The sequence below is a fragment of the Paenibacillus sp. sgz302164 genome (assembly GCF_056120505.1).
In genome coordinates, this window is sequence record NZ_JBVYOL010000038.1 from 43,013 (window position 1) to 62,356 (window position 19,344).

Below are 19,344 nucleotides of genomic sequence, written 5' to 3' on the forward strand. Positions count from 1 at the left end.
TTGAAAAAGTGGCTCACAACCGGAATGGCGTTAGTATTGACCGTATCCGTGGCGGCGGCATGCGGCAAATCCCAGGGAGACGGCGCGGCTTCGACTTCTCCTGCGGCAACCGGCAATGCGGCGGCAACCGCAGCTCCTGGCGCAGGCGGCGCAACCGATAATATCAAAGGCAAAATTACAGTGGTCACCCACCGCACGGATTTGGTGGACACCAAGTTCAAAGAGTGGGAGGCGGCTTTTAAAAAGAAATATCCGAAAGTGGAAGCGGTTGAAGTCGAAGCGATCAAAGACTACGGCCCGACGATGAAAGTCAGATTGTCCACCGGCGAGCTTGGCGACGTGAACATGATTCCCGACGGCGTTCCCAACGGCAAACTGGGCGATTATTATGCGTCGCTCAACGACCTTGGCCTCAACGACAAAGTGTACTTCTCGGATATTAAAGCGTCGGGCGGCAATACGTACGGACTTCCGAGCGGCGTGAACACGAACGGTGTCGCTTACAACAAGCAGGCTTTCGCCAAAGCGGGCATCACCGACGTTCCGAAAACGCTGGACGAGTTGTACGCCGACGCCGAAAAGCTGAAAGCTGCGGGCATTACGCCGCTGGCGACGAACTTCAAAGACAAATGGCCTCTAAGCGAATGGGACGTCATCGCCTTTGAAATTTCCGGCGACCCTGAATTCCGCGGCTCCATGACCAAGACGGACGCTCCTTTCGGTCCGGGAACTCCATACGAAAAATCGCTAACGATCCTGAAAACTTTCGTTGACAAAGGCTACACCGAAAAAGATTTGATGTCCACCGATTGGGAATCGTCCAAGAAGGACGTAGCCAGCGGCAAAACGGCGATGTATTTCCTTGGCAACTGGGTCGTGCCGCAAATTATCGAGAACGGCGCCAAATCCGAAGATATCGGCTTCTTCCCGCTGCCGTACGATAACAGCGGCAAATACAATGCTAACATGGGTCCCGACTACATGTATGGCGTAGCGAAAAACAGCAAAAACATCGAAACAGCCAAAGCTTTCGTCAAATTCATGGTGGAAGAATCCGATTACGCCGACTTTGCGGGCATGATCCCTCCCGACAAGTCGAAGCAGCCTAAACTGCCTCAATTGCAGCAATTTATGGCGCTGAAACCGAATTCCCTGCAAGGCAAGCCGGATCCGGACGCTTACGGCAACATCGCCAACAAAGCGCAAATCGACTTCATGGGCGGAGCTTACGTGCAAAAATTGATTCTGGGCAAAGACTTCAAAGCCGGTCTTGACGAGCTTAACAAAAAATGGGCCGACGCAAGAAAAGCGGTCGGACAATAATTCGGTTAGCTTCGGGTAAATAACAAAAATAGATTGTCATGCGCTCCATGATGATCTATTTTTGTTGCCGGTTTGGCTTTCTATCATTCGGGTAAAGAAGGGATTGCTATGATCAACCTCAGCTATAAAGCGCAGCGCCGGGTCATTTTGGTATCGTTTTTGACGATTCCGCTCATTTTGCTTGCTACATTTACGTTTTACCCTGCATTGAGATTAATTCAATTAAGCTTTACCGACTGGGACGGATTCAGCTTGAATTACAAGTGGGTCGGCTTTGCCAACTACAAGGAAATTTTTTCGAATAAGGAAATTTTCGGCGTTTTCAGCCACAACCTTTATTATTTTATCGGCGGCATTATTCAAAATATGATCGCCTTGTATTTTGCCATCGTCCTGAATACGAAGCTGAAGGGCCGCAATGTGTTCAGAGTGCTGCTCTTTCTGCCTTACATTTTGAACAGCGTGGCGACGGCCTACATGTTCCAGTTTATCTTCAATTCCGATCACGGCACGCTGAATACGCTGCTTGAATGGGTCGGTCTTGGCGCTTACAAGCAAAGCTGGCTCGGCAACATGTCGCTCGTCAACGTTTCGCTGGCCTCGATTTCATTGTGGAAATATATGGGTTTCAACATGGTCATTTACTTGGGCGTTTTGCAGTCGATTCCCGGGGACTTGTACGAGGCCGGCAAAATCGACGGGGCCAATTCGTTTCAAAGCCTGCTCTACATCACTCTGCCCAACATCCGCAAAATCATCGAGCTCAACATGCTGCTAACCGTATCGGGGGCGCTGGAAGTGTTCGATATTCCTTATGTCATCACCGGCGCGGCGGCAGGCAGCGATACATTCGTCACCAAAGTGAACGATGTTGCGTTCAAATTCAATAATTTCGGGCTCGGCTCGGCCATGGCGATCGTGCTGCTCATTATTGTTTTCGTCGTCATTACCGTTCAACGTAAATTCATTTTGCGCGGGGAGGAATAAACAATGAATCGGAAACCCTCTGCCGTTCTGCTGGACGCGTTGAAATATTTGACGCTTGTCATCGGGGTGCTCTGCGTGCTGGTTCCGCCCTATGTCATTGTCGTGAACGCTTTTAAAACCGGCAAAGAATACGCCGCAACAAGCCCGTTCAGCTTCCCGGAAAGCTTTTTCAACTTCGCCAATTTCATCAAAGTGATCGAGGTCGGCAAACTGGGCAGCGCCTTTATGAACACGGGAATTATTATCGTTTCGTCGCTTGCGATCAATATTATTTTGGGCACGATGGTCGCCTACGCCCTGGGCCGGTTTCAATTTAAAGGAAGAGGCTTGATTTTGGCTGCTTACCTGGTAGCTACGTTTATCCCGCTTATTACGACGCAGGTGGCCACTTTCAGCATCATTCAAGGCTTGGACCTGTTTAATACGAAAAAAGCGGCCATCCTGCTGTACGCCAGCACCGATGCCGTGCAAATTTACTTGTACCTGCAATTCATCAGCAAAATCCCTTATTCGCTGGACGAAAGCGCGATGATGGAAGGGGCGTCGCTGTTCCGCATTTACCGTACGATTATTTTCCCGCTGCTGGGACCGGCTACGGCTACCGCGGTGATTCTCAAAACGATTCAAATATACAATGACATGTATATTCCGTGGCTGTATATGCCTTCGCAAAAGCTGGGCGTCGTCTCGACATCGCTCATGCGCTTCGCGGGCCCGAACAGCGCCCACTGGGAGCTGATTTGCGCAGCGATTTTGATCATCATGATTCCGACTATCATCATTTATTTGATTTTGCAGCGGTTTATTTTCTCCGGCATCGTCAGCGGATCGGTGAAAGAATAAAGTTCATTTAAACAGATAAAAAATACGGATTGGGTGTGTGGGATTTGGACTACATCAAGGGAATGACATGGGGCTGGGTGGGGACACGCGGTACATGGGCTAACGAAACCGCTGACTTTTCACTGGAACAGATGGCCAAGCTTGGCGTGAACTGGACGGCGATCGCACTTTCCGCCCTTCAGGATCATCCCCAGGCGACGAGCATTCATTATAAAAACGAGCCTACCGTGACCGATGAGGAAGTGGTATGGGCTATTGAAAAGGCGCATCGCTTAGGGCTGAAGGTATGCCTGAAGCCTGTCGTGAACTGCGCCAACGGCGTGTGGCGGGCGCACATCAACTTTTTCGACTACGACGTGCCCTGCGAGCCGAAGTGGAGCGACTGGTTTGCCAGCTACAACGAGTTTATTTTGCATTACGCGCGGATCGCGCAGGACACCGGCTGCGAAATGTTTTGCGTAGGCTGCGAGATGGTGCAGACGGACCGCAGGGCGGAGGAGTGGAGAGCGCTCATCGCCAAAGTAAGGGAAGTCTACAGCGGCATCATCACCTACAACTGCGACAAGTACCAGGAAGAACGCGTGACCTGGTGGGACGCCGTCGATGTCATTTCGTCCAGCGGGTACTACCCGATCGGCTCCTGGGACGAGCGCGTCGCCGCGCTGGAGGCTTTCGCCGCGAAGCACGACAAGCCGTTCTTCTTCATGGAAGCCGGCTGCCCCAGCCGTCAAGGTTCGGCCGACCTGCCGAACGACTGGGGCCTCGCCGGACCCGTCAGCCTGCAAGAACAGGACGAGTATTACCGCGTCATGTTCGAGAAGATCGGCAGCAAGCCGTGGTTCCACGGCTTCATGCTGTGGGACTGGCCTGCCGCGCTGTACGGCGAGGGAGAAGCTGCAGGCAATGACGACTATTGCATGTACAAAAAGCCGGCGAGCGAGACCATCGAAGCTTTCTACCGCCGCCGGTAGGGCTTTCGGCACCGGTGTCGGGGTCGGCGCGGTGCCGAACCCGGCAATCTTACGACCCTTGGAATGACTGATTTAGCAGTATAAACAGAAGAATCCCCCACTCGCATATGCAGGTGGGGAGGTTTTTAGACATCTTCTGTTTCGTCAAGTCCTATGTTGTCAGGGTCATCAGGATCATAATCAGGATCCTGTTCATCTGGCAAAGCTGTTTCTGAATTGAATGCTCCTTGATCCCGAACTGTACCATTATCATCTTCGTATGCCGTCCAATTGAATGTAACATTTGACGGATAATAATACGCTGCATTCGTATTGTCATTACTATAGCCATACGCAACGTTTGTTTCTAGATACATTTGATCCGTGTTTACATGGTTTAATGCCGTTTGAGCCTTTCCTTCCTCAGCCCCCATATCGTTGACATTGAATGAGTTCTCAAGTGGAGTTAAATTCCAACTCTTATCCCCAGGTCCTCCCAATCTTCCATTCCAAAGATGCCCTCGTACCTGATCCCCCATTTCAAATCTTTCGTTGAGTAGATCCCAACCAGCAGGATCGACGGATGGCGCATTCGAGCCAGGACCCAATGTATTTCCAGAAACGATTGCTTCAACATGAGATGACCGGCCATTGTTTTCAGTATGAGCAGAGTGGTGGACTTCGAGTTCACGTTGAATAATCGGGGAAGACGTCATAAGCATTTTACCTACAGCACGATTGCCATATTGCCGTTGAAGTTGAGCAACTGTGCCGAGGGTAGGCGTGGTGATTCTAGGCATAGATACAGATGTAACCCTGGAATCCTTTTGATTCCTCTGTCCGTGGGTAAACATTGTTTAAGCCCCCTCACTACCATGATTTTTCCCTAATCATACTATTTTTTAATTCCAAGAAATAGTATTTTACCATATAAATATTAGAAAAAATTGGGTTAAAAATCTCAATCATACATTCAAAAATAAAAAATCCCTCGGGCCTCTTGTCGCTGGTGAGTGTTAATAAAATATATTTACAAGCGCTGCGTGGCACCATAGAGGATGAAAGTTGTCTTCCTTTTCACACCGCGCGCAGTGCGCGGTGTTGCGCTGCATGACGGCGGTCGGTCGATCACATTCCAAGGTGGAACTGGTGCACTTACTGGCAACGCATCCTGCAGAAAAACCTTCACTTACCAGGCTGCTCAGAAACACATACGCCAGAGCCGGCCGAACTAAACTGCCTGGTTGCGCGAAGAAAACCTGCAAAAGTACAGTTTTTGCTCGATGGATGCGCTGGCTACGGAAAAACTCCTGCAATTGTGCAGGCTTTTCGCCGCGAACACGGGCTCAGACTCATTTTCATTGAAAAATCCTGCACATTCCAGGCTGTTGAGAAACCCCCTTTTTTCCTGGATGCTCAAAAAAAGCACCAAAAGCATGAGCCAAATACCCCTCTCAGATCGTTTTAAATCAATTTTTTCTCTTCAAGATGAGTGCCCCCACATAAAAATTGATCTGAGAGGAAACCCGTTAGACTTTCTCAACAGCCTGACATTCGCAGGCTTTTCGTCAAAATGAACCATTTCCACAGAAAATTCCTGCACTTTCGCAGTTTTTTTGCGCACTAGCGACGAAACCGGCGGCGGGTGCGTTAGATCCAGTAGCCCACCAAAAGGGAACCAGCGCGGTCACGCCCCATAACACTCCCGGCGCGTGTAACCCACCGACGGCCTGCCCGCCTTGGCTGCTTCGTCCAAGCCCCACCTGCCTCCCTGGCAAAAAATGACGGAGTGCCAAGATTTTCTCGGCACTCCGCTTCCTCAGCCCCTCACTCCTGAAATCTCTCGATGATTTCAAAACACGCCCGGCTGTTATGGTAAGGACATTTCCAGGCGTTCACCTTCTGCTGGCCGGCATAGGGGACGCCGTCCCTGGACAGCTTGCCGTGCCACTCCCCGTTGGCGCGGTCGATGACATGGGCTTCGATGAAGTCCCATGTTTTTGCGGCTGCCGCCAAGTACTTCTCGTCGCCGGACGCGCCGAAGGCGTTCGCGAAGCCGACGACGGCTTCCGCTTGCGGCCACCAGTCTTTGTCCGCATCGATGATGCGGCCCTCGCCGTCCGCCTCGTTCCATACGGCGCCGTCCGTATCGCGGCCGCGGCTGTACACGGCCTCCGCCATCTCCAGAGCGACCTCCCTGACGGTCGCGATAAGCTTGTCATCTCCGGTGGCATGGGCGGCTTCATCCAGCAGCCAGCTGCCCTCGATGTCGTGGCCATAGGAGATTTCGCCGCAGGCGGCGTTCCATTTTTCATCAAAAAAGAGGGAAAATGCCCCTTTGGAACGGTCGACGATCCGTTCGACGGTCACTTCGATCAGTTCCTTCAGCTTGCCGCGCAGATGGGGGAAATCCCACGCCCGCAGCAAGTTCGTATAAGCTTCCATCATATGCAGGTGGGAGTTCATCGATTTGTCGTCGCCGCTGGAATAGATGTCGAGCTTCGCTTCGCCGCGCTGCAGCGACCAATTTTGCGAAAAAGCTTCAAAATAGCCCTTGTTTGCGCTATCGTAGCAGTAGGCTTCCAATTCCGCATAAAGCTTTTGGGCGCGCTCCAGAGCGTCCTCGGCGCCGGAGGCCAGGTAGAACTCCGATAATGCGTACAGCGTGAACGCTTGCCCGTAAATATGCTTGCGGGTCTCAAGCGGACGCCCTTTGTAATCGACGTTCCAATAATAGCCGCCATATGCCGCATCGTAGAAATAGGTTGTTATGTAATCGTAAGCGCGCTGTGCTAACTGCAAATAACGTTCAGTATGAAACAGGCGGTATGCCTTGGAAAAAGTCCAAAGAATGCGGGTGTTGAGGACAAGCCCTTTTGCCGCCCGGTTCCGAACGGTCATGTCGTTGTCGATCTCGCCGAAAAAGCCGCCGTTTTCCGAATCTACGGTATTGTCGGCCCAAAAAGCCAGCAGGTTCTGCACCTCTTTCCGCATGCTGTCCGCCAGGTCGGATTTTGTCATGGTAGAAGTTGTCATCGATCGGTTCTCCAATCTTTTTGAAAATAAGTAGTCACAATTTATTGTGTTATGATAATATTATGCTAACAAATAAAAGGGAGTCAACTTGCAATAGTTGCAGACCGTGTAGAATGGGTGAACAAATTTGTCGGAAAAAATTACGATGCAAGATATAGCCGACCGGCTCGGCGTGTCCAAATATGTCGTTTCCAAAGCGCTTTCCGGAAAGTCCGGCGTCAGTGCGGCCACACGTCAGAGAGTGTTGGTCATGGCGGGGCAGCTCGGTTATTTGGCGCAGAAGAAGCCGGCCGCGCTTGAGGCGGATCAGGAGAGAAGAGGGGGATTCAAAGGGATCGAGGAAGGGCGGAGCACTGTGCTCGTGCTTATGCCCAATATTCGCCACCAGACGAGAGATTCGAACTATTGGGGCAAAATACTGGACGGCATTTCCAAGGAGCTGGAAAACCGCGGCGCGGACATGTTGACGCTGACGCTCAATTCGGCGGAAGGGCTTAACGGCAGCCTGCGCCCGCAAAGCCTGGCGGGGGTTATCGGCGTCGGTGAAATATCGCGCGCTTTGCTGCTTGAGGTGCACCGGCTCGGCTTGCCGCTCGTGCTGCTGGATCATGACGATCCTTTTATTTCCGCGGATCAGGTTTTTGCCAACAACCGCGAAAGTGCCTATCGCATCGTCCAGTATTTGCTCGGTCTCGATCACCGCAGCCTGCAGTTCGTCGGCAATACGACGTTTTCCAAAAGCTTCCGCGAACGCTGGCACGGTTTCCGGGAAGCGCTTGAGGAGGCCGGGGTTCCGTACCGGCCGGAGCCGTTCCAACAGCTGCTGCATCTCGAAGAACTGGAAAGCCAGCTGCAGGAGGAGCAGATCCGCGAAGCGCTTCGGCCGCACCTCGGACAAAGCACGCTGCCGTCCGCGTTGGTCTGCGCTAACGACCGGATCGCGTTCGCGGCGATCTCGGCGCTTCGCTCGCTCGGCGTATCCGTCCCGGAAGAGGTGTCCGTCACGGGATTCGACAACATCGATCCCGATTACCCGAACATGCCGGAGCTTACGACGGTGAATGTAACCAAGGAGACGCTCGGCAAACGCGGCGCGGACGTGCTGTTCTGGCGCAGCGCAAACCGGGAGCTGCCCGCCGAAACCATATTGATCCGCGGTGACGTCCTGATCCGCAAATCGGCGGTTTCCCCGCGCATCCACGATCTGCCTCACGAGAACCGAATTTCGGGCATATAACTTCACGAAAAAAACCTTTCCTGCACGGTGTACGAAGTACGACGGCTAGGAAAGGTTTTTTCTTCTATAGTCCGAGCAGAAATTGGATGATCTTGTCGGATACGCCGGGAAGCTGCTCGTGTCCGAAGTCCGGGAAAACGTTCACCGACTTGCCGGACCTGATTTTGTTATAAACGGCGAATTGCGTCGACGGAGGGCAGACCCGGTCCATTAAGCCTACGGTCAGCTGAACTTCGCCTTGAATGCGGTTCGCCAAATGCTGGATATCGATATAGCCCAGCTTGGTAAATATTTCGGCCTCCTGCTTATGCTCCGGATCGAAAGAGCGAAAGTATTTGGTGATCTCGTCGACCGCGAGATCCATTTCCCAGCATCTTTGGTAATCGCTGAGGAAAGGGTACACGGGCGCCAGCCGCTTGATGCCCGGCTCCAGAGCGGCGCAGGCCAGCGTCAGCGCCCCGCCTTGCGAGTAGCCGAACGCTCCGACGCGCTGCGGGTCGACCTCCGGGAAGGACATGGCGATTCCCGCTATTTGCGCGCAGTCGAGAAATACCTGGCGAAAGAACAGGTTGTCGGGATGATCCTCCAGGCCGCGAATGACGTGGCCGTAAAGGGTGTTTCCCCGCACGCTGCCGGAGTCTTCGGAACGGCCTCCTTGCCCTCTGACATCCATGGCGACGATCGAATAGCCAAGCGCTGCATACACGAGCTTATCGCTCCAATCTCCGGCATCCCCCCAGTATCCGTGGAACTGAAGAATGCAGGGATGGGGGCCCGCAGCTTGCTTGGGTCTTGCATATTTGGCATGAATGCGGGCTCCGCGCACACCCGTGAAATATAAATCGAAGCATTCGGCAAAAGGAACCTGAAATTCGCTTTTTACAAGCTCAACCTGGGGATCGACCGCTTTCATTTCCGCGATGGCCCTCTCCCAATAGGCGTCAAAATCGGCAGGGCGGGGATTCGTCCCCCGGTACGTCTTTAACTGCTCCAGGGGCATGTCAACCAAAGGCATGGGAAGATACCTTCTTTCTATAAAAGATGATCTGTCCTGATGCTAACATACCCGAAGTTTTGATGCAATAGTTGTGCTAATTTATCTTGATATCCATAACAAACTGCTAACTATTTGATTTCCGCTCGCCGAGATCGTCGATTACACTTCTTTCAGCACGGCAGCAAGGCTGTCGAGAAGAGCGGCATTGTCATCGGAAGTGCCGACGGAAATGCGGACATGCTCCGAAAATCCCCACGCGCCGCCGTAGCGGACGATGATGCCTCTCGCCATCAGCTTGTCGTAGATGGTTTTCGCTTCGGGGCCAAGCTGAACCCAGACGAAATTGCTCATGCTGCGGGTAAAATGTACGCCCAGCCGCTGCAAGCCGTCGTACAACTGCTCGCGGCCGCGCGCATTGGCTTCGCGCGTTGCTTCCAGATGGGCCTGATCCGCAACCGCCCCGATCGCACCCGCTTGAGCGAGCGCGTTCACATTGAACGGCTCCTTCACCTGCCGAATCGTGCGGATGATGGCGGGGGAGGCAATGCCGTATCCGACGCGAATGCCGGCAAGTCCGTATATTTTGGAAAAAGTCCGCAGGATCACGAGGGAGTATCCTTTGCTTACAAACTCCAGGCCGTCCGTATAATCGTCCGCATCGACAAAATCGCTGTAAGCCCCGTCAAACACGGTGAGTACGCGCTCAGGCAGGGCGTCCAGCAGACGCTTGAGATCTTTTTGAGCGATATATGTGCCTGTCGGATTGTTGGGCGAGCAGATGTAGACGATTTTCGTGCGCTCCGACACCGCGGCAAGGATATCGTCAACATCGTATTGATAGTTTTCACGCAAAGGCACGGAGACGACGCGGGTATTCATCAGATCGGCGCCGAATTCGTATTCGCTGAAAGTAGGGGAAGGGATGACGATCTCATCGTCGGGCTCCAGGAACGTTTCGGAAACCAAGGTAATGAGCTCGTCGCCGCCATTGGTCACAATGACCTGCTCGCTCGTTACATTCAGTTTGCCGGCGATCGCTTGGCGCAAATCCGCCGCATCCGCGTCCGGGTACCGGTGAATGTCGGCGAGGCACGCCTGGATCGCCTCCACGGCCTTGGGCGAAGGGCCCAGCGGATTTTCGTTGGATGCCAGCTTGATCACCTTTTCAATGCCCAATTCCCGCTGCACTTCCCAGATCGGCTTGCCGGGCGAATAAGGTTTCATGCGTTGCAAAGCTTTGCGAGGCTGTACTTGTTGAGAAAGGAAAGACTCGGACATGGGAACACTCCTTAGTAAAGAATACTTTAATACGACAATTTAATAATACATCAACGCGTTACCTAAGTAAAGTTAGGCGATGAACAAGCTGCGAATTCAATGGGAATGGTAGTATAATTTGATTGGATAGACATGGAAGGGCAGGGATGTCATGGTGTTGAGCAAAATAAGGCTGGGTATACGTTTGAAAATACTTCTCGGATACATATTTATCATCGCCAGCATATCCGTTTCGTTTGTCTTGGTGAACAATCAGGTCCTGTCGATGCAGTCTGACAGAAATTTTGTCATCGATCACGATCTTGCCATCCATGACGAAACGAACCGGATCGAGAAATTCGTCATGGATATGGAGGCCGGCCAGCAGGGGTATTTGCTTACCGGCGACGCGGACTATTTAAACTTCTACAGCGAAGGCGCGCGCGGATGGCGGGAATCTTACGCCAAGCTTGCCAAGCTTGTGTCCGACAATCCGAACCAGCTTCAGCACCTGTCATCCATTCGGATATTGATCGAGCACTGGATTCGCGAATCGGCGGAACCGCTGATCGCTCTCAAAAAAGCGGATAAAAACGAGGAAGTGCTTAATTTCTATAAACAGGACTCAGGCAAAAAAAATACGCAGCAAATTCGCGACCAGTTGGAAGATTTTCGCAACAAGGAGAAAGAAACGACCAAAGATCGGGCTAACCGTTTGGATACGAGAAACCAGATTTTAACGTTCTGGATATTCGCGATCATTGCAGCCATGGTGCTGATTTCCATCACGATCGTTTTGCTGATCTCACATTCGATTGTCGGGACCATCAGGCAGGTGGCTCGAACGATCGCCAAAATCGCCCGGTCCAAAGGGGATTTTTCCCAAAGAATACAAGTGGGCACCAATGATGAAGTCAGGGATTTGGCCGAGGCGACGAATCTTCTCTTGGACAATCAGGAAGAGGGCCGCTGGCATCAAATCAGACTGACGGAAGTGATCAGCATGATGCAGGGCGTTTCCGATATGCGGACGATGGGGCAATTGTTCATCAATAAAACGGCCGGATTGTTGGATGCATCCTACGGTGTTTTCTACATTCGGTCCTTCAAGGGCAACAAAGCGCAGATGGTCAAATTGGCCTCTTTTGCGGCTGCGGCCGAGTCGGTCGGGGCGGAGGTCATTCAACTGGGAGAAGGGCTCGTCGGCCAAAGTGCGCTGGAAAACCGCTTTTTCCACCTGACGCAAGTTCCGGACGGCTACATATCCATTGCCTCGGGGCTCGGTTCGGGCAGGCCGCGGAGCATTTTAATCGCACCGGTGGAATACAACAATGAAGTCGTTGCCGTGATCGAACTGGCTTCTTTTCAGGCGTTTACAACGGAGCAATTGAGCCTGCTTGACGACATTTTGGAGGAATTCGGCACTACCGTACATAGCGTGGAAAGCCGGGCGGAGATCGAACGGCTGCTCAGAGAGTCGCAAGTATTGACCGAGGAGCTGCAAACACAGGCGGAAGAGCTGCAGACGCAGCAAGAAGAGCTGCGGATTACGAATGAACAGTTGGAAGAGCAGATCCGCTATGCGGACGAAAGAACGATGGAGCTGGAACAGATCAAGTCGGAGCTCGAGGAGTACGCCAAGCAGCTTCAGCAAAGCTCGCAGTACAAGTCGGAATTTTTGGCCAATATGTCGCATGAGCTTCGGACACCGCTGAACAGCATGCTTATTTTATCGCAAATGCTCGCCGATAACGGGCAAGGCCGGCTGACGCCGGAGGAGCAGGAATACGCCCGCGTCATTCATTCCTCAGGTCAGGATCTGCTCGTCTTGATCAACGACATTCTCGATTTGTCCAAGGTTGAGGCGGGCATGCTTGATATCCATGTCGACAGCGTTCTTCCGGCCGTGTTTGCGGACGTTATCCACACCCAATTTGCCGCGCTGGCCGAACGGAAAAATTTGGCGTTCATCCTGGAGCTGGACCCGGTCGTGCCGGGCGTCTTTTACACGGATGAACAGAGGCTTCAGCAAATTGTGAAAAATTTGCTTTCCAACGCGATCAAATTCACACATCAGGGCTCGATCCGCCTGAATATCGGGTTATGCGAGCCTGAGCGGGCCGCATTGCTGCTGCCGGCATTCGAGGATACCGACGTCGTCGCGATCTCGGTTGCCGATACGGGAATCGGCATACCGGAAGACAAGCGGAAGCTGATTTTCGAAGCGTTTCAGCAGGCCGACGGAACGACGAACCGCCAATACGGCGGCACCGGCCTCGGACTTTCCATTTGCCGTGAGCTGGTGCATCTGCTGGGCGGCTGCATTTCGCTCGAAAGCGTCGAAGGAAAGGGCAGCACGTTCACCGTCTACATTCCTTCGCTAAGATCGGAAATGCGCGATTTTGCCGCAGTGCGCAGAGAAGTGGCGGCAACCGAGCGGACCGTCATCCAGCCCGTTCCGCATCCGGTCGCGGAGGCAGTTATTCAGGCGGCGCCGGCGGTTTCGTCAGAGACGAGCTCTTTTCAAGGAAAAAGAGTGCTTGTCGTAGACGATGACGTACGCAACGTTTTTGCGCTGACAAATGCGTTGGAGAACGAGGGGATGATCGTGACTGTCGCGCATGACGGACAAGAGTGTCTGGAGCTTCTGGAGCGGCATATTCCCATCGATCTTGTGCTGATGGACATTATGATGCCGGTTATGGATGGCTACGATGCGATGAGGGCCATCAGAAAGCATCCGAAATACGAGCAAATTCCGATTATTGCGCTGACCGCCAAGGCGATGAAGCAGGATCGGGACATTTGCCTGGAGGCGGGGGCGTCGGATTATATCAGCAAGCCGCTTCATTTAAACCAGTTGTTTTCCTTAATGCGGGTGTGGCTGACAAACTAGAACAGAACAGCAGGTGATAACTAGAGAGATGGATGACATTTATTCGGATGAGTGGGATGTTTTTATGGAAGACGAGAGGGAAGCGATAGAAATCGATTTGCTGCTGGAAGGCATTCACCGGTTTTACGGGTACGATTTTCGAGGCTATGTGAGAAGCTCCATACGCCGCCGGATTCAGAACCGCATGCGCCTGGAAAAAATACCGACCGTTACCGCGCTGCTGGAAAAAACACTCCATGACCGCCGAATGGGGGAACGCCTGATCAAAGATTTCTCCATCAATGTGACGGAGATGTTTCGCGATCCCGGCTTTTTTCGGGCTTTTCGCAGCAAAGTTGTGCCTTATTTGAAGGAACTGCCGGGCATAAGAATATGGCATGCCGGCTGCTCGACAGGGGAAGAAGTGCTGTCCATGGCGATTCTTCTTGAAGAAGAGGGGCTGCTCGGCAAAGCGCGGATCTATGCGACGGATATGAACGGCATTGTCATTGACAAAGCCCGGTTGGGGGCGTACCCGCTATCGCGCATGCAGGCGTATACCAAAAATTATCTGCACGCAGGGGGCAACCGCGAGTTTTCCGCTTACTATTCGGCCGATCACGAATATGCTTATTTTGCGCCGGCGCTAATGCAGCAGGTTACTTTTTTTCAGCATAATCTTGTAACGGACTGCTCCTTCAACGAATTTCATGTGATCATCTGCCGCAATGTGCTCATTTATTTTGATATGGCCTTGCAAAACCGGACCTTGGAGTTGTTTTACGAGAGTTTGGGCACATCGGGCTTTTTGGGGTTGGGGAGCAAAGAATCGCTGCTGTATACCGGCAAGGCTCCGAACTACGAAATCATCGATTCTATGGAAAAAATATATCGAAAAATCAGATGAAAAAGCCCGCCTGGTCCGGCGGGCTCGATGTATTTACTTCTTCAAATCCAACCGGACGTCGCGTCCGTCGTCTTGGACGGTCAGTTCTTTGCCGGCCGATTTCAGGTTGTTTGCGTATTTCACCCAGGCGTCCAACATGATCGCTCCGTCTTTCCAGTCTTTGACTTCACCGAATACGGTAAAGCCGTCGCCGCTGCCGGTCGCCATAAAATCATTGGTCGTAACTTTGAATTTACGGCCCGTATTGAATTTGCCGTCTACATAGACAGGCGTACCGTCTACGAGGGTAATTTTCGAATATTTTTGCCCGTCTGGCTTGGTGTTATCCCATTCCACTTTGAGCCCGGAGAATTGAATGGCGGGAAGCTTGGAGTATTTGTCGGTCACTTCCAGCGCTTTTTTGATCTGTTCCGCCGTCATCGTGCCTGTAACGTTGTAATTGCCGAAGGGCAAAATCTCGAACATTTTGCCGTAAGTCAGATTGCCTTTGTCAACGTCGGCGCGAATGCCTCCGATATTAGTGAAGGCGATGTCGGATTGTTCGGATGCGCGCATCGCGTCCGTGATGCTGTTGCCGAGCTGGGTCGTGCCGTCGCGTTCCACACCGCCATTTGCGGCAAAGCGGAACGATTTGCGGGTAAGCGCGTCGGCGGCGACAACTTCAACTTCGCCCGATTTCGCGGAAATTTTACTTTGATATTCTTTGACCGTTTTTTGAATTTCGGCGTCTGCGGTCGTCAGGTTGGTGTAAGTTTCAAGCAGACCTGCACTGGAGGAAACGACTTTCTTCGTTTTTTTGTCGACGAACAGTTGGATGTGGCCGACCGCGTACAGCCAGCTTTGAGCCTCGACGACCGGAATTCCGTTGACAATTCCGGCTACGCGCATATGAGAGTGTCCTCCGACAATCGCATCCAGCGTACCGTTGCCGGTACCGTTCGCCAGATCGGCCATCTCGCTCATAATTTTGGCCGATTCTTTGTCCTGCTCTCCCGGAAGGTGAGACGTCACGAGAATGATGTCGCAGCCTTTTTGGCGAAGCTCGGCGGACAGCTGTTTAGCGAGCGGAACAGGGTCGGCAAAAGTCAGCCCCTGAATGTTCGTCGATTTGGTAGTCGATTTGGTTTGCGGCGTAGCGAATCCGATGATGCCGATTTTCAAGCCTTCTTTTTCGACGATGACGTAAGGCTGTGTCCAATCCACGCGCTTCCCGGTCGAATCTTCGATGATGTTGGCGCCGAGAATAGGGAATTTCGCTTTTTTGATATTGCCGATCAAGGTGTCGCGCCCGAAGTCGAACTCATGATTTCCGATTGCCGCGGCATCGTATTCCACCTCAGCCATCGTGTCCATAACGGATTGCCCGTTCGTCGTGTTGGAAATCAGCGTTCCCTGCCATGCGTCCCCGCCGTCGACAACGACAGTTCCTTTCGAATTGACGGCCCGGAAATCGGAGACGATGCCGCCGAGCGTTTCGATGCCGCCTTGGCCTTGGTTGCGTTTTTTATCGAAGCCAACTTCGATTTTGCCGTGAATATCGTTCGTGGATAAAATATCGACCACTTGGAACAAGAGCGGTTTGAGCGCTTTAACCGCTTCGTCGCGCGTAATTTCCGCATCCGGGTTAAACTTGCCGTCCAGCGTAGGCGCAAAAATACCGCTCAAAACCGCATAGGCGACATATGGGCGGGATTGCTTGGCGATGGTGTCTTGATCCGCAAAATAGTTCAATACATTTTCATTGACTTGGGGAGTTTTGCCGCCGGTCAGCACTTTGACGACCAGCTCGGCCAATTCCTGACGGGTGACAGGCGCGTTCGGATGGAACGTTCCGTCGGCGAATCCACTGATCAGCTTGGCGGCGACGGCGTTGGCGACCGCTTGCTTTTGCCAGCCCGCAAGGTCCGAGAAGGATGCCGCTCCGGCGTCCGCTTTGCTCAATTTTGCCGCGCGGTCGATCATGGTCACTACTTCGGCTCTTGTCGCCGTGCGCGTGCCGCGGTAATCGGCGTCGCCGTAGCCTTCGATCGCACCCTGCTCGACAGCCAGCTGCATATCGCTTTTTAACTTGACGTCCTTGGATGCGTTTGTTTCTGCGGCGAATGCCAAACTTCCGGTAATCGAACTTGATAGAATTGCAGCTAATGTCAGAGCAGTTAAACGAGTCTTAAACGTACGTTTCATGAATATCCTCCTTATACTCTTGCAAAATGGGAAATCCACCCACTAGTATAAGGGAATTTGATAGAATAAGAGAAGTAAATTTTATTATAAGATTGCACAAAAAAAGCCGCTTATTAACCAAAGGTTAAGTGGCTCTTTTGTCCGTATGGATTTCGAAGTGATAAATCGTATTGCGCGTCAGCACCCGAAACTCAATCCCGTCCCAGTCGATCGCCTGCACGCGGGTCGTTTTGAACGGTATATATTTGCCGATTCCGGATAAAACCATCGGGGAGCCGATCTCGGTCGGCTTGATTTCCGTAAACGTCTGGCCTTGAATTTCGTCAAAATTGAACTTGTCGGAACGATGTTTGGGTGTGACGCCATCGACTTCATAAATTTGAAGCAGCTTTAACAACCTCATGCACCCTCGCCTCCTTGTTCTTTTCTCCAGTATACACCGTCTTGCCTCAAATGGCGAAATGTGCACTGCACGGCGTGCATTGGCGGCTATCCGGCATGTCTGGCGCTTTTTCTATAAAATGATTAAAATAGAGACAAAATTGCAAATGGAGGTTAGGACAATGGCTGTTTTGAAAATAGAACACGTTGGCGTCATGGTCGCAAATATGGAAAAATCGATCCGCTTCTATGAGGAAGTCGTAGGATTGAAGCTTAAGGACACTCTGCTGCATTCGAATGGCGTGGTCAAGCTTGCGTTCCTCGGTTTTGGGGCGCACAATGAATCGGAAGTCGAACTGGTCGAAGGCTACAATGCGGGACTGCCTCAAGAAGGCAAAGTTCACCACTTGGCCTTTTCGGTCGATGATGTTGAAGCTGAGTATGAAAGAATCAAAGGTCTTAATCTCGAGCAGGTGGATGCGGAAATCACCACTCTTCCCAACGGTTCCAGATACTTTTTCTTCAACGGGCTCGACGGGGAGCGCATTGAATTTTTCCAATCTACGAGATAACCGGTTTAAAAGTTGATAGATTTGGGCATTCTATTTACTAGAATCTTAGATTTCAGTAAAGAGGTGCCCTTTTTATATGAAAAAATTATGGTTGTTCTCTATGATATGGATCGCGATTACCAGTTTTATATTTGGATGGGTTCGCCATGTGAACGCACAAGGGGACAACGATGCGCAGCGGCTGCTGGAAGCAGTCAGCCCTTACATTGCCGGTGAGGGACGAATGACCTTTAAGTATACGGGTTACTATGGAGATTGCACATCCGGCGGCGAGGAGCAGCAGCTGCAAGTGGGGAAAAAGCTGTCCCAAGCGTTTGATCTCCCGCAATCGGCTGCTCTCGGCGAATCCAACGGGCATCCGGTCTATTCTTCGAAAAGCGAGGTTGCGGAGGAAGCGCAATCCATCCTGACCGTCGCGGCACCGGCCAACCAGCCGGCTTGCTATGTCGTTCTTCGTCTTGAATCCGCCAAGCTCGCGGATCCGGCAAGTCTTCTCGTTTGGCAGGAGCAAACGTCGGGAAAGCTTAAAGAGCTGAATATCAAAGGCCAATGGAATGTAATGATTCAGGGCCATGTCGATGAGCAAATGATTCAAGGCGATCCGCAGCAGCTTGCCGCGCGGTTGGCGCGAACTTTTAAAGCGACAGAAGTAGAGCGATACGAAGACCCGAATACGCTAAGCGTGTCAATGGCGACCAATCAATTGCAAGCGTCTATTAAAAGCGGCAGCAAGACGATCAATCTGCAAGCCGCCCTTCATCAAGAATCGACAACGGGAAGCTGGAGGCTAACGGTCGGCACGCCGGTAATCACGATGGAATATTAAATAGCAGCGAATCCCGCCGTCGGATATGACGGCTTTTTTTCGTTTCAGAGGCGATTTCATATTTATAGTTGCGCGATCAAAATATCTGTGCTATATTGTAATTCCTGTCTGAAACGGACAAGCACGAATATGATCTGGACTTGTTGATTATCTTCATGGATGGATAAAAAAAATGCTTGCAAAAGAGATTTAGACATGGTATATTACATCTCGCTGCTTCGGTAACACGGCAGCGAACGAAAGAAATTGTTCTTTGAAAACTGAACAACGAGTGAAGAAGCAAGGTTGAGCAATCAACCAATACAAGAGATTGCAAAATCTCGTCAGCTTTGAAATTGAGCTATTCAGCTTTCAATAAGGTAACACCTTTTTGGAGAGTTTGATCCTGGCTCAGGACGAACGCTGGCGGCGTGCCTAATACATGCAAGTCGAGCGGTCCCTTCGGGGATAGCGGCGGACGGGTGAGTAACACGTAGGCAACCTGCCTGCAAGATCGGGATAACTATCGGAAACGATAGCTAAGACCGGATAGCTGGTTTTCTCNGGGATAGCGGCGGACGGGTGAGTAACACGTAGGCAACCTGCCTGCAAGATCGGGATAACTATCGGAAACGATAGCTAAGACCGAATAGCTGGTTTTCTCACATGAGAGGATCATGAAACACGGGGCAACCTGTGGCTTGCAGATGGGCCTGCGGCGCATTAGCTAGTTGGTAGGGTAACGGCCTACCAAGGCGACGATGCGTAGCCGACCTGAGAGGGTGAACGGCCACACTGGGACTGAGACACGGCCCAGACTCCTACGGGAGGCAGCAGTAGGGAATCTTCCGCAATGGACGCAAGTCTGACGGAGCAACGCCGCGTGAGTGATGAAGGTTTTCGGATCGTAAAGCTCTGTTGCCCTAGACGAACGGTATGGAGAGTAACTGCTCCATAAGTGACGGTATAGGAGAAGAAAGCCCCGGCTAA

15 protein-coding genes and 1 rRNA gene are annotated in these 19,344 nt (G+C 52.0%); 10 read left to right on the plus strand and 6 right to left on the minus strand.

The annotated features are described in order from the left end of the window. From AC0LWT_RS35635 to AC0LWT_RS35650, 4 genes are all read left to right on the plus strand, one after another. Entirely contained in the window at nucleotides 1–1,323 is a 1,323-nt protein-coding gene (locus AC0LWT_RS35635) for an ABC transporter substrate-binding protein (protein ID WP_474686553.1), read from the plus strand. A gap of 108 nt (nucleotides 1,324–1,431) precedes the next feature. Next, nucleotides 1,432–2,310, plus strand: a complete 879-nt coding sequence (locus AC0LWT_RS35640; protein WP_474686555.1) for a carbohydrate ABC transporter permease — start codon at nucleotides 1,432–1,434, stop codon at nucleotides 2,308–2,310. A 3-nt stretch (nucleotides 2,311–2,313) separates the two neighbouring features. Then, nucleotides 2,314–3,153, plus strand: a complete 840-nt coding sequence (locus tag AC0LWT_RS35645) for a carbohydrate ABC transporter permease (protein WP_474686557.1) — start codon at nucleotides 2,314–2,316, stop codon at nucleotides 3,151–3,153. Between the two features lie 62 nt (nucleotides 3,154–3,215). Then, on the plus strand, nucleotides 3,216–4,124 hold the full coding sequence (locus AC0LWT_RS35650; RefSeq protein ID WP_474686580.1) for a glycoside hydrolase family 113: 909 nt from the start codon (nucleotides 3,216–3,218) through the stop codon (nucleotides 4,122–4,124). A gap of 125 nt (nucleotides 4,125–4,249) precedes the next feature. Here the strand turns inward: AC0LWT_RS35650 and AC0LWT_RS35655 are convergent, their stop codons facing one another. Then, entirely contained in the window at nucleotides 4,250–4,957 is a 708-nt protein-coding gene (locus AC0LWT_RS35655; RefSeq protein WP_474686559.1) for a DNA/RNA non-specific endonuclease, read from the minus strand. Nucleotides 4,958–5,930: 973 nt separating this feature from the next. Next, nucleotides 5,931–7,139, minus strand: coding sequence for an AGE family epimerase/isomerase (locus AC0LWT_RS35660; protein ID WP_474686561.1), 1,209 nt, complete (start codon nucleotides 7,137–7,139; stop codon nucleotides 5,931–5,933). Nucleotides 7,140–7,266: 127 nt separating this feature from the next. Here AC0LWT_RS35660 and AC0LWT_RS35665 point away from each other — a divergent pair, with 127 nt between their 5' ends. Continuing rightward, nucleotides 7,267–8,376 carry a LacI family DNA-binding transcriptional regulator gene (locus tag AC0LWT_RS35665; protein WP_474686563.1) on the plus strand — a complete coding sequence of 370 codons (1,110 nt, stop codon included), beginning with the start codon at nucleotides 7,267–7,269 and terminating at the stop codon, nucleotides 8,374–8,376. A 64-nt stretch (nucleotides 8,377–8,440) separates the two neighbouring features. Here the strand turns inward: AC0LWT_RS35665 and AC0LWT_RS35670 are convergent, their stop codons facing one another. After that, nucleotides 8,441–9,391 carry an alpha/beta fold hydrolase gene (locus AC0LWT_RS35670; RefSeq protein ID WP_474686565.1) on the minus strand — a complete coding sequence of 317 codons (951 nt, stop codon included), beginning with the start codon at nucleotides 9,389–9,391 and terminating at the stop codon, nucleotides 8,441–8,443. Nucleotides 9,392–9,532: 141 nt separating this feature from the next. Then, nucleotides 9,533–10,651, minus strand: a complete 1,119-nt coding sequence (gene hisC, locus AC0LWT_RS35675; RefSeq protein WP_474686567.1) for a histidinol-phosphate transaminase — start codon at nucleotides 10,649–10,651, stop codon at nucleotides 9,533–9,535. A gap of 151 nt (nucleotides 10,652–10,802) precedes the next feature. On the opposite strand from hisC, the gene AC0LWT_RS35680 reads away from it, so the two are divergent. Together AC0LWT_RS35680 and AC0LWT_RS35685 are read left to right on the plus strand one after the other, a co-directional pair. Continuing rightward, nucleotides 10,803–13,526 carry a CHASE3 domain-containing protein gene (locus tag AC0LWT_RS35680; protein WP_474686569.1) on the plus strand — a complete coding sequence of 908 codons (2,724 nt, stop codon included), beginning with the start codon at nucleotides 10,803–10,805 and terminating at the stop codon, nucleotides 13,524–13,526. Between the two features lie 28 nt (nucleotides 13,527–13,554). Next, nucleotides 13,555–14,412, plus strand: a complete 858-nt coding sequence (locus AC0LWT_RS35685; RefSeq protein ID WP_474686570.1) for a CheR family methyltransferase — start codon at nucleotides 13,555–13,557, stop codon at nucleotides 14,410–14,412. Between the two features lie 33 nt (nucleotides 14,413–14,445). Here the strand turns inward: AC0LWT_RS35685 and AC0LWT_RS35690 are convergent, their stop codons facing one another. Both AC0LWT_RS35690 and AC0LWT_RS35695 read right to left on the minus strand, forming a co-directional pair. Then, nucleotides 14,446–16,596 (minus strand): 5'-nucleotidase C-terminal domain-containing protein, encoded by a 2,151-nt coding sequence (locus tag AC0LWT_RS35690; RefSeq protein WP_474686571.1) that lies wholly within the window; start codon nucleotides 16,594–16,596, stop codon nucleotides 14,446–14,448. Between the two features lie 124 nt (nucleotides 16,597–16,720). After that, nucleotides 16,721–16,999, minus strand: a complete 279-nt coding sequence (locus tag AC0LWT_RS35695) for a hypothetical protein (RefSeq protein WP_474686572.1) — start codon at nucleotides 16,997–16,999, stop codon at nucleotides 16,721–16,723. A 160-nt stretch (nucleotides 17,000–17,159) separates the two neighbouring features. On the opposite strand from AC0LWT_RS35695, the gene AC0LWT_RS35700 reads away from it, so the two are divergent. The 3 genes from AC0LWT_RS35700 to AC0LWT_RS35710 form a co-directional block, all read left to right on the plus strand. Continuing rightward, on the plus strand, nucleotides 17,160–17,549 hold the full coding sequence (locus tag AC0LWT_RS35700) for a VOC family protein (RefSeq protein ID WP_474686573.1): 390 nt from the start codon (nucleotides 17,160–17,162) through the stop codon (nucleotides 17,547–17,549). A 76-nt stretch (nucleotides 17,550–17,625) separates the two neighbouring features. Continuing rightward, on the plus strand, nucleotides 17,626–18,375 hold the full coding sequence (locus AC0LWT_RS35705; RefSeq protein WP_474686574.1) for a YwmB family TATA-box binding protein: 750 nt from the start codon (nucleotides 17,626–17,628) through the stop codon (nucleotides 18,373–18,375). A 367-nt stretch (nucleotides 18,376–18,742) separates the two neighbouring features. Continuing rightward, a 16S ribosomal RNA gene (locus tag AC0LWT_RS35710) occupies nucleotides 18,743–19,344 on the plus strand; the annotation flags it as partial.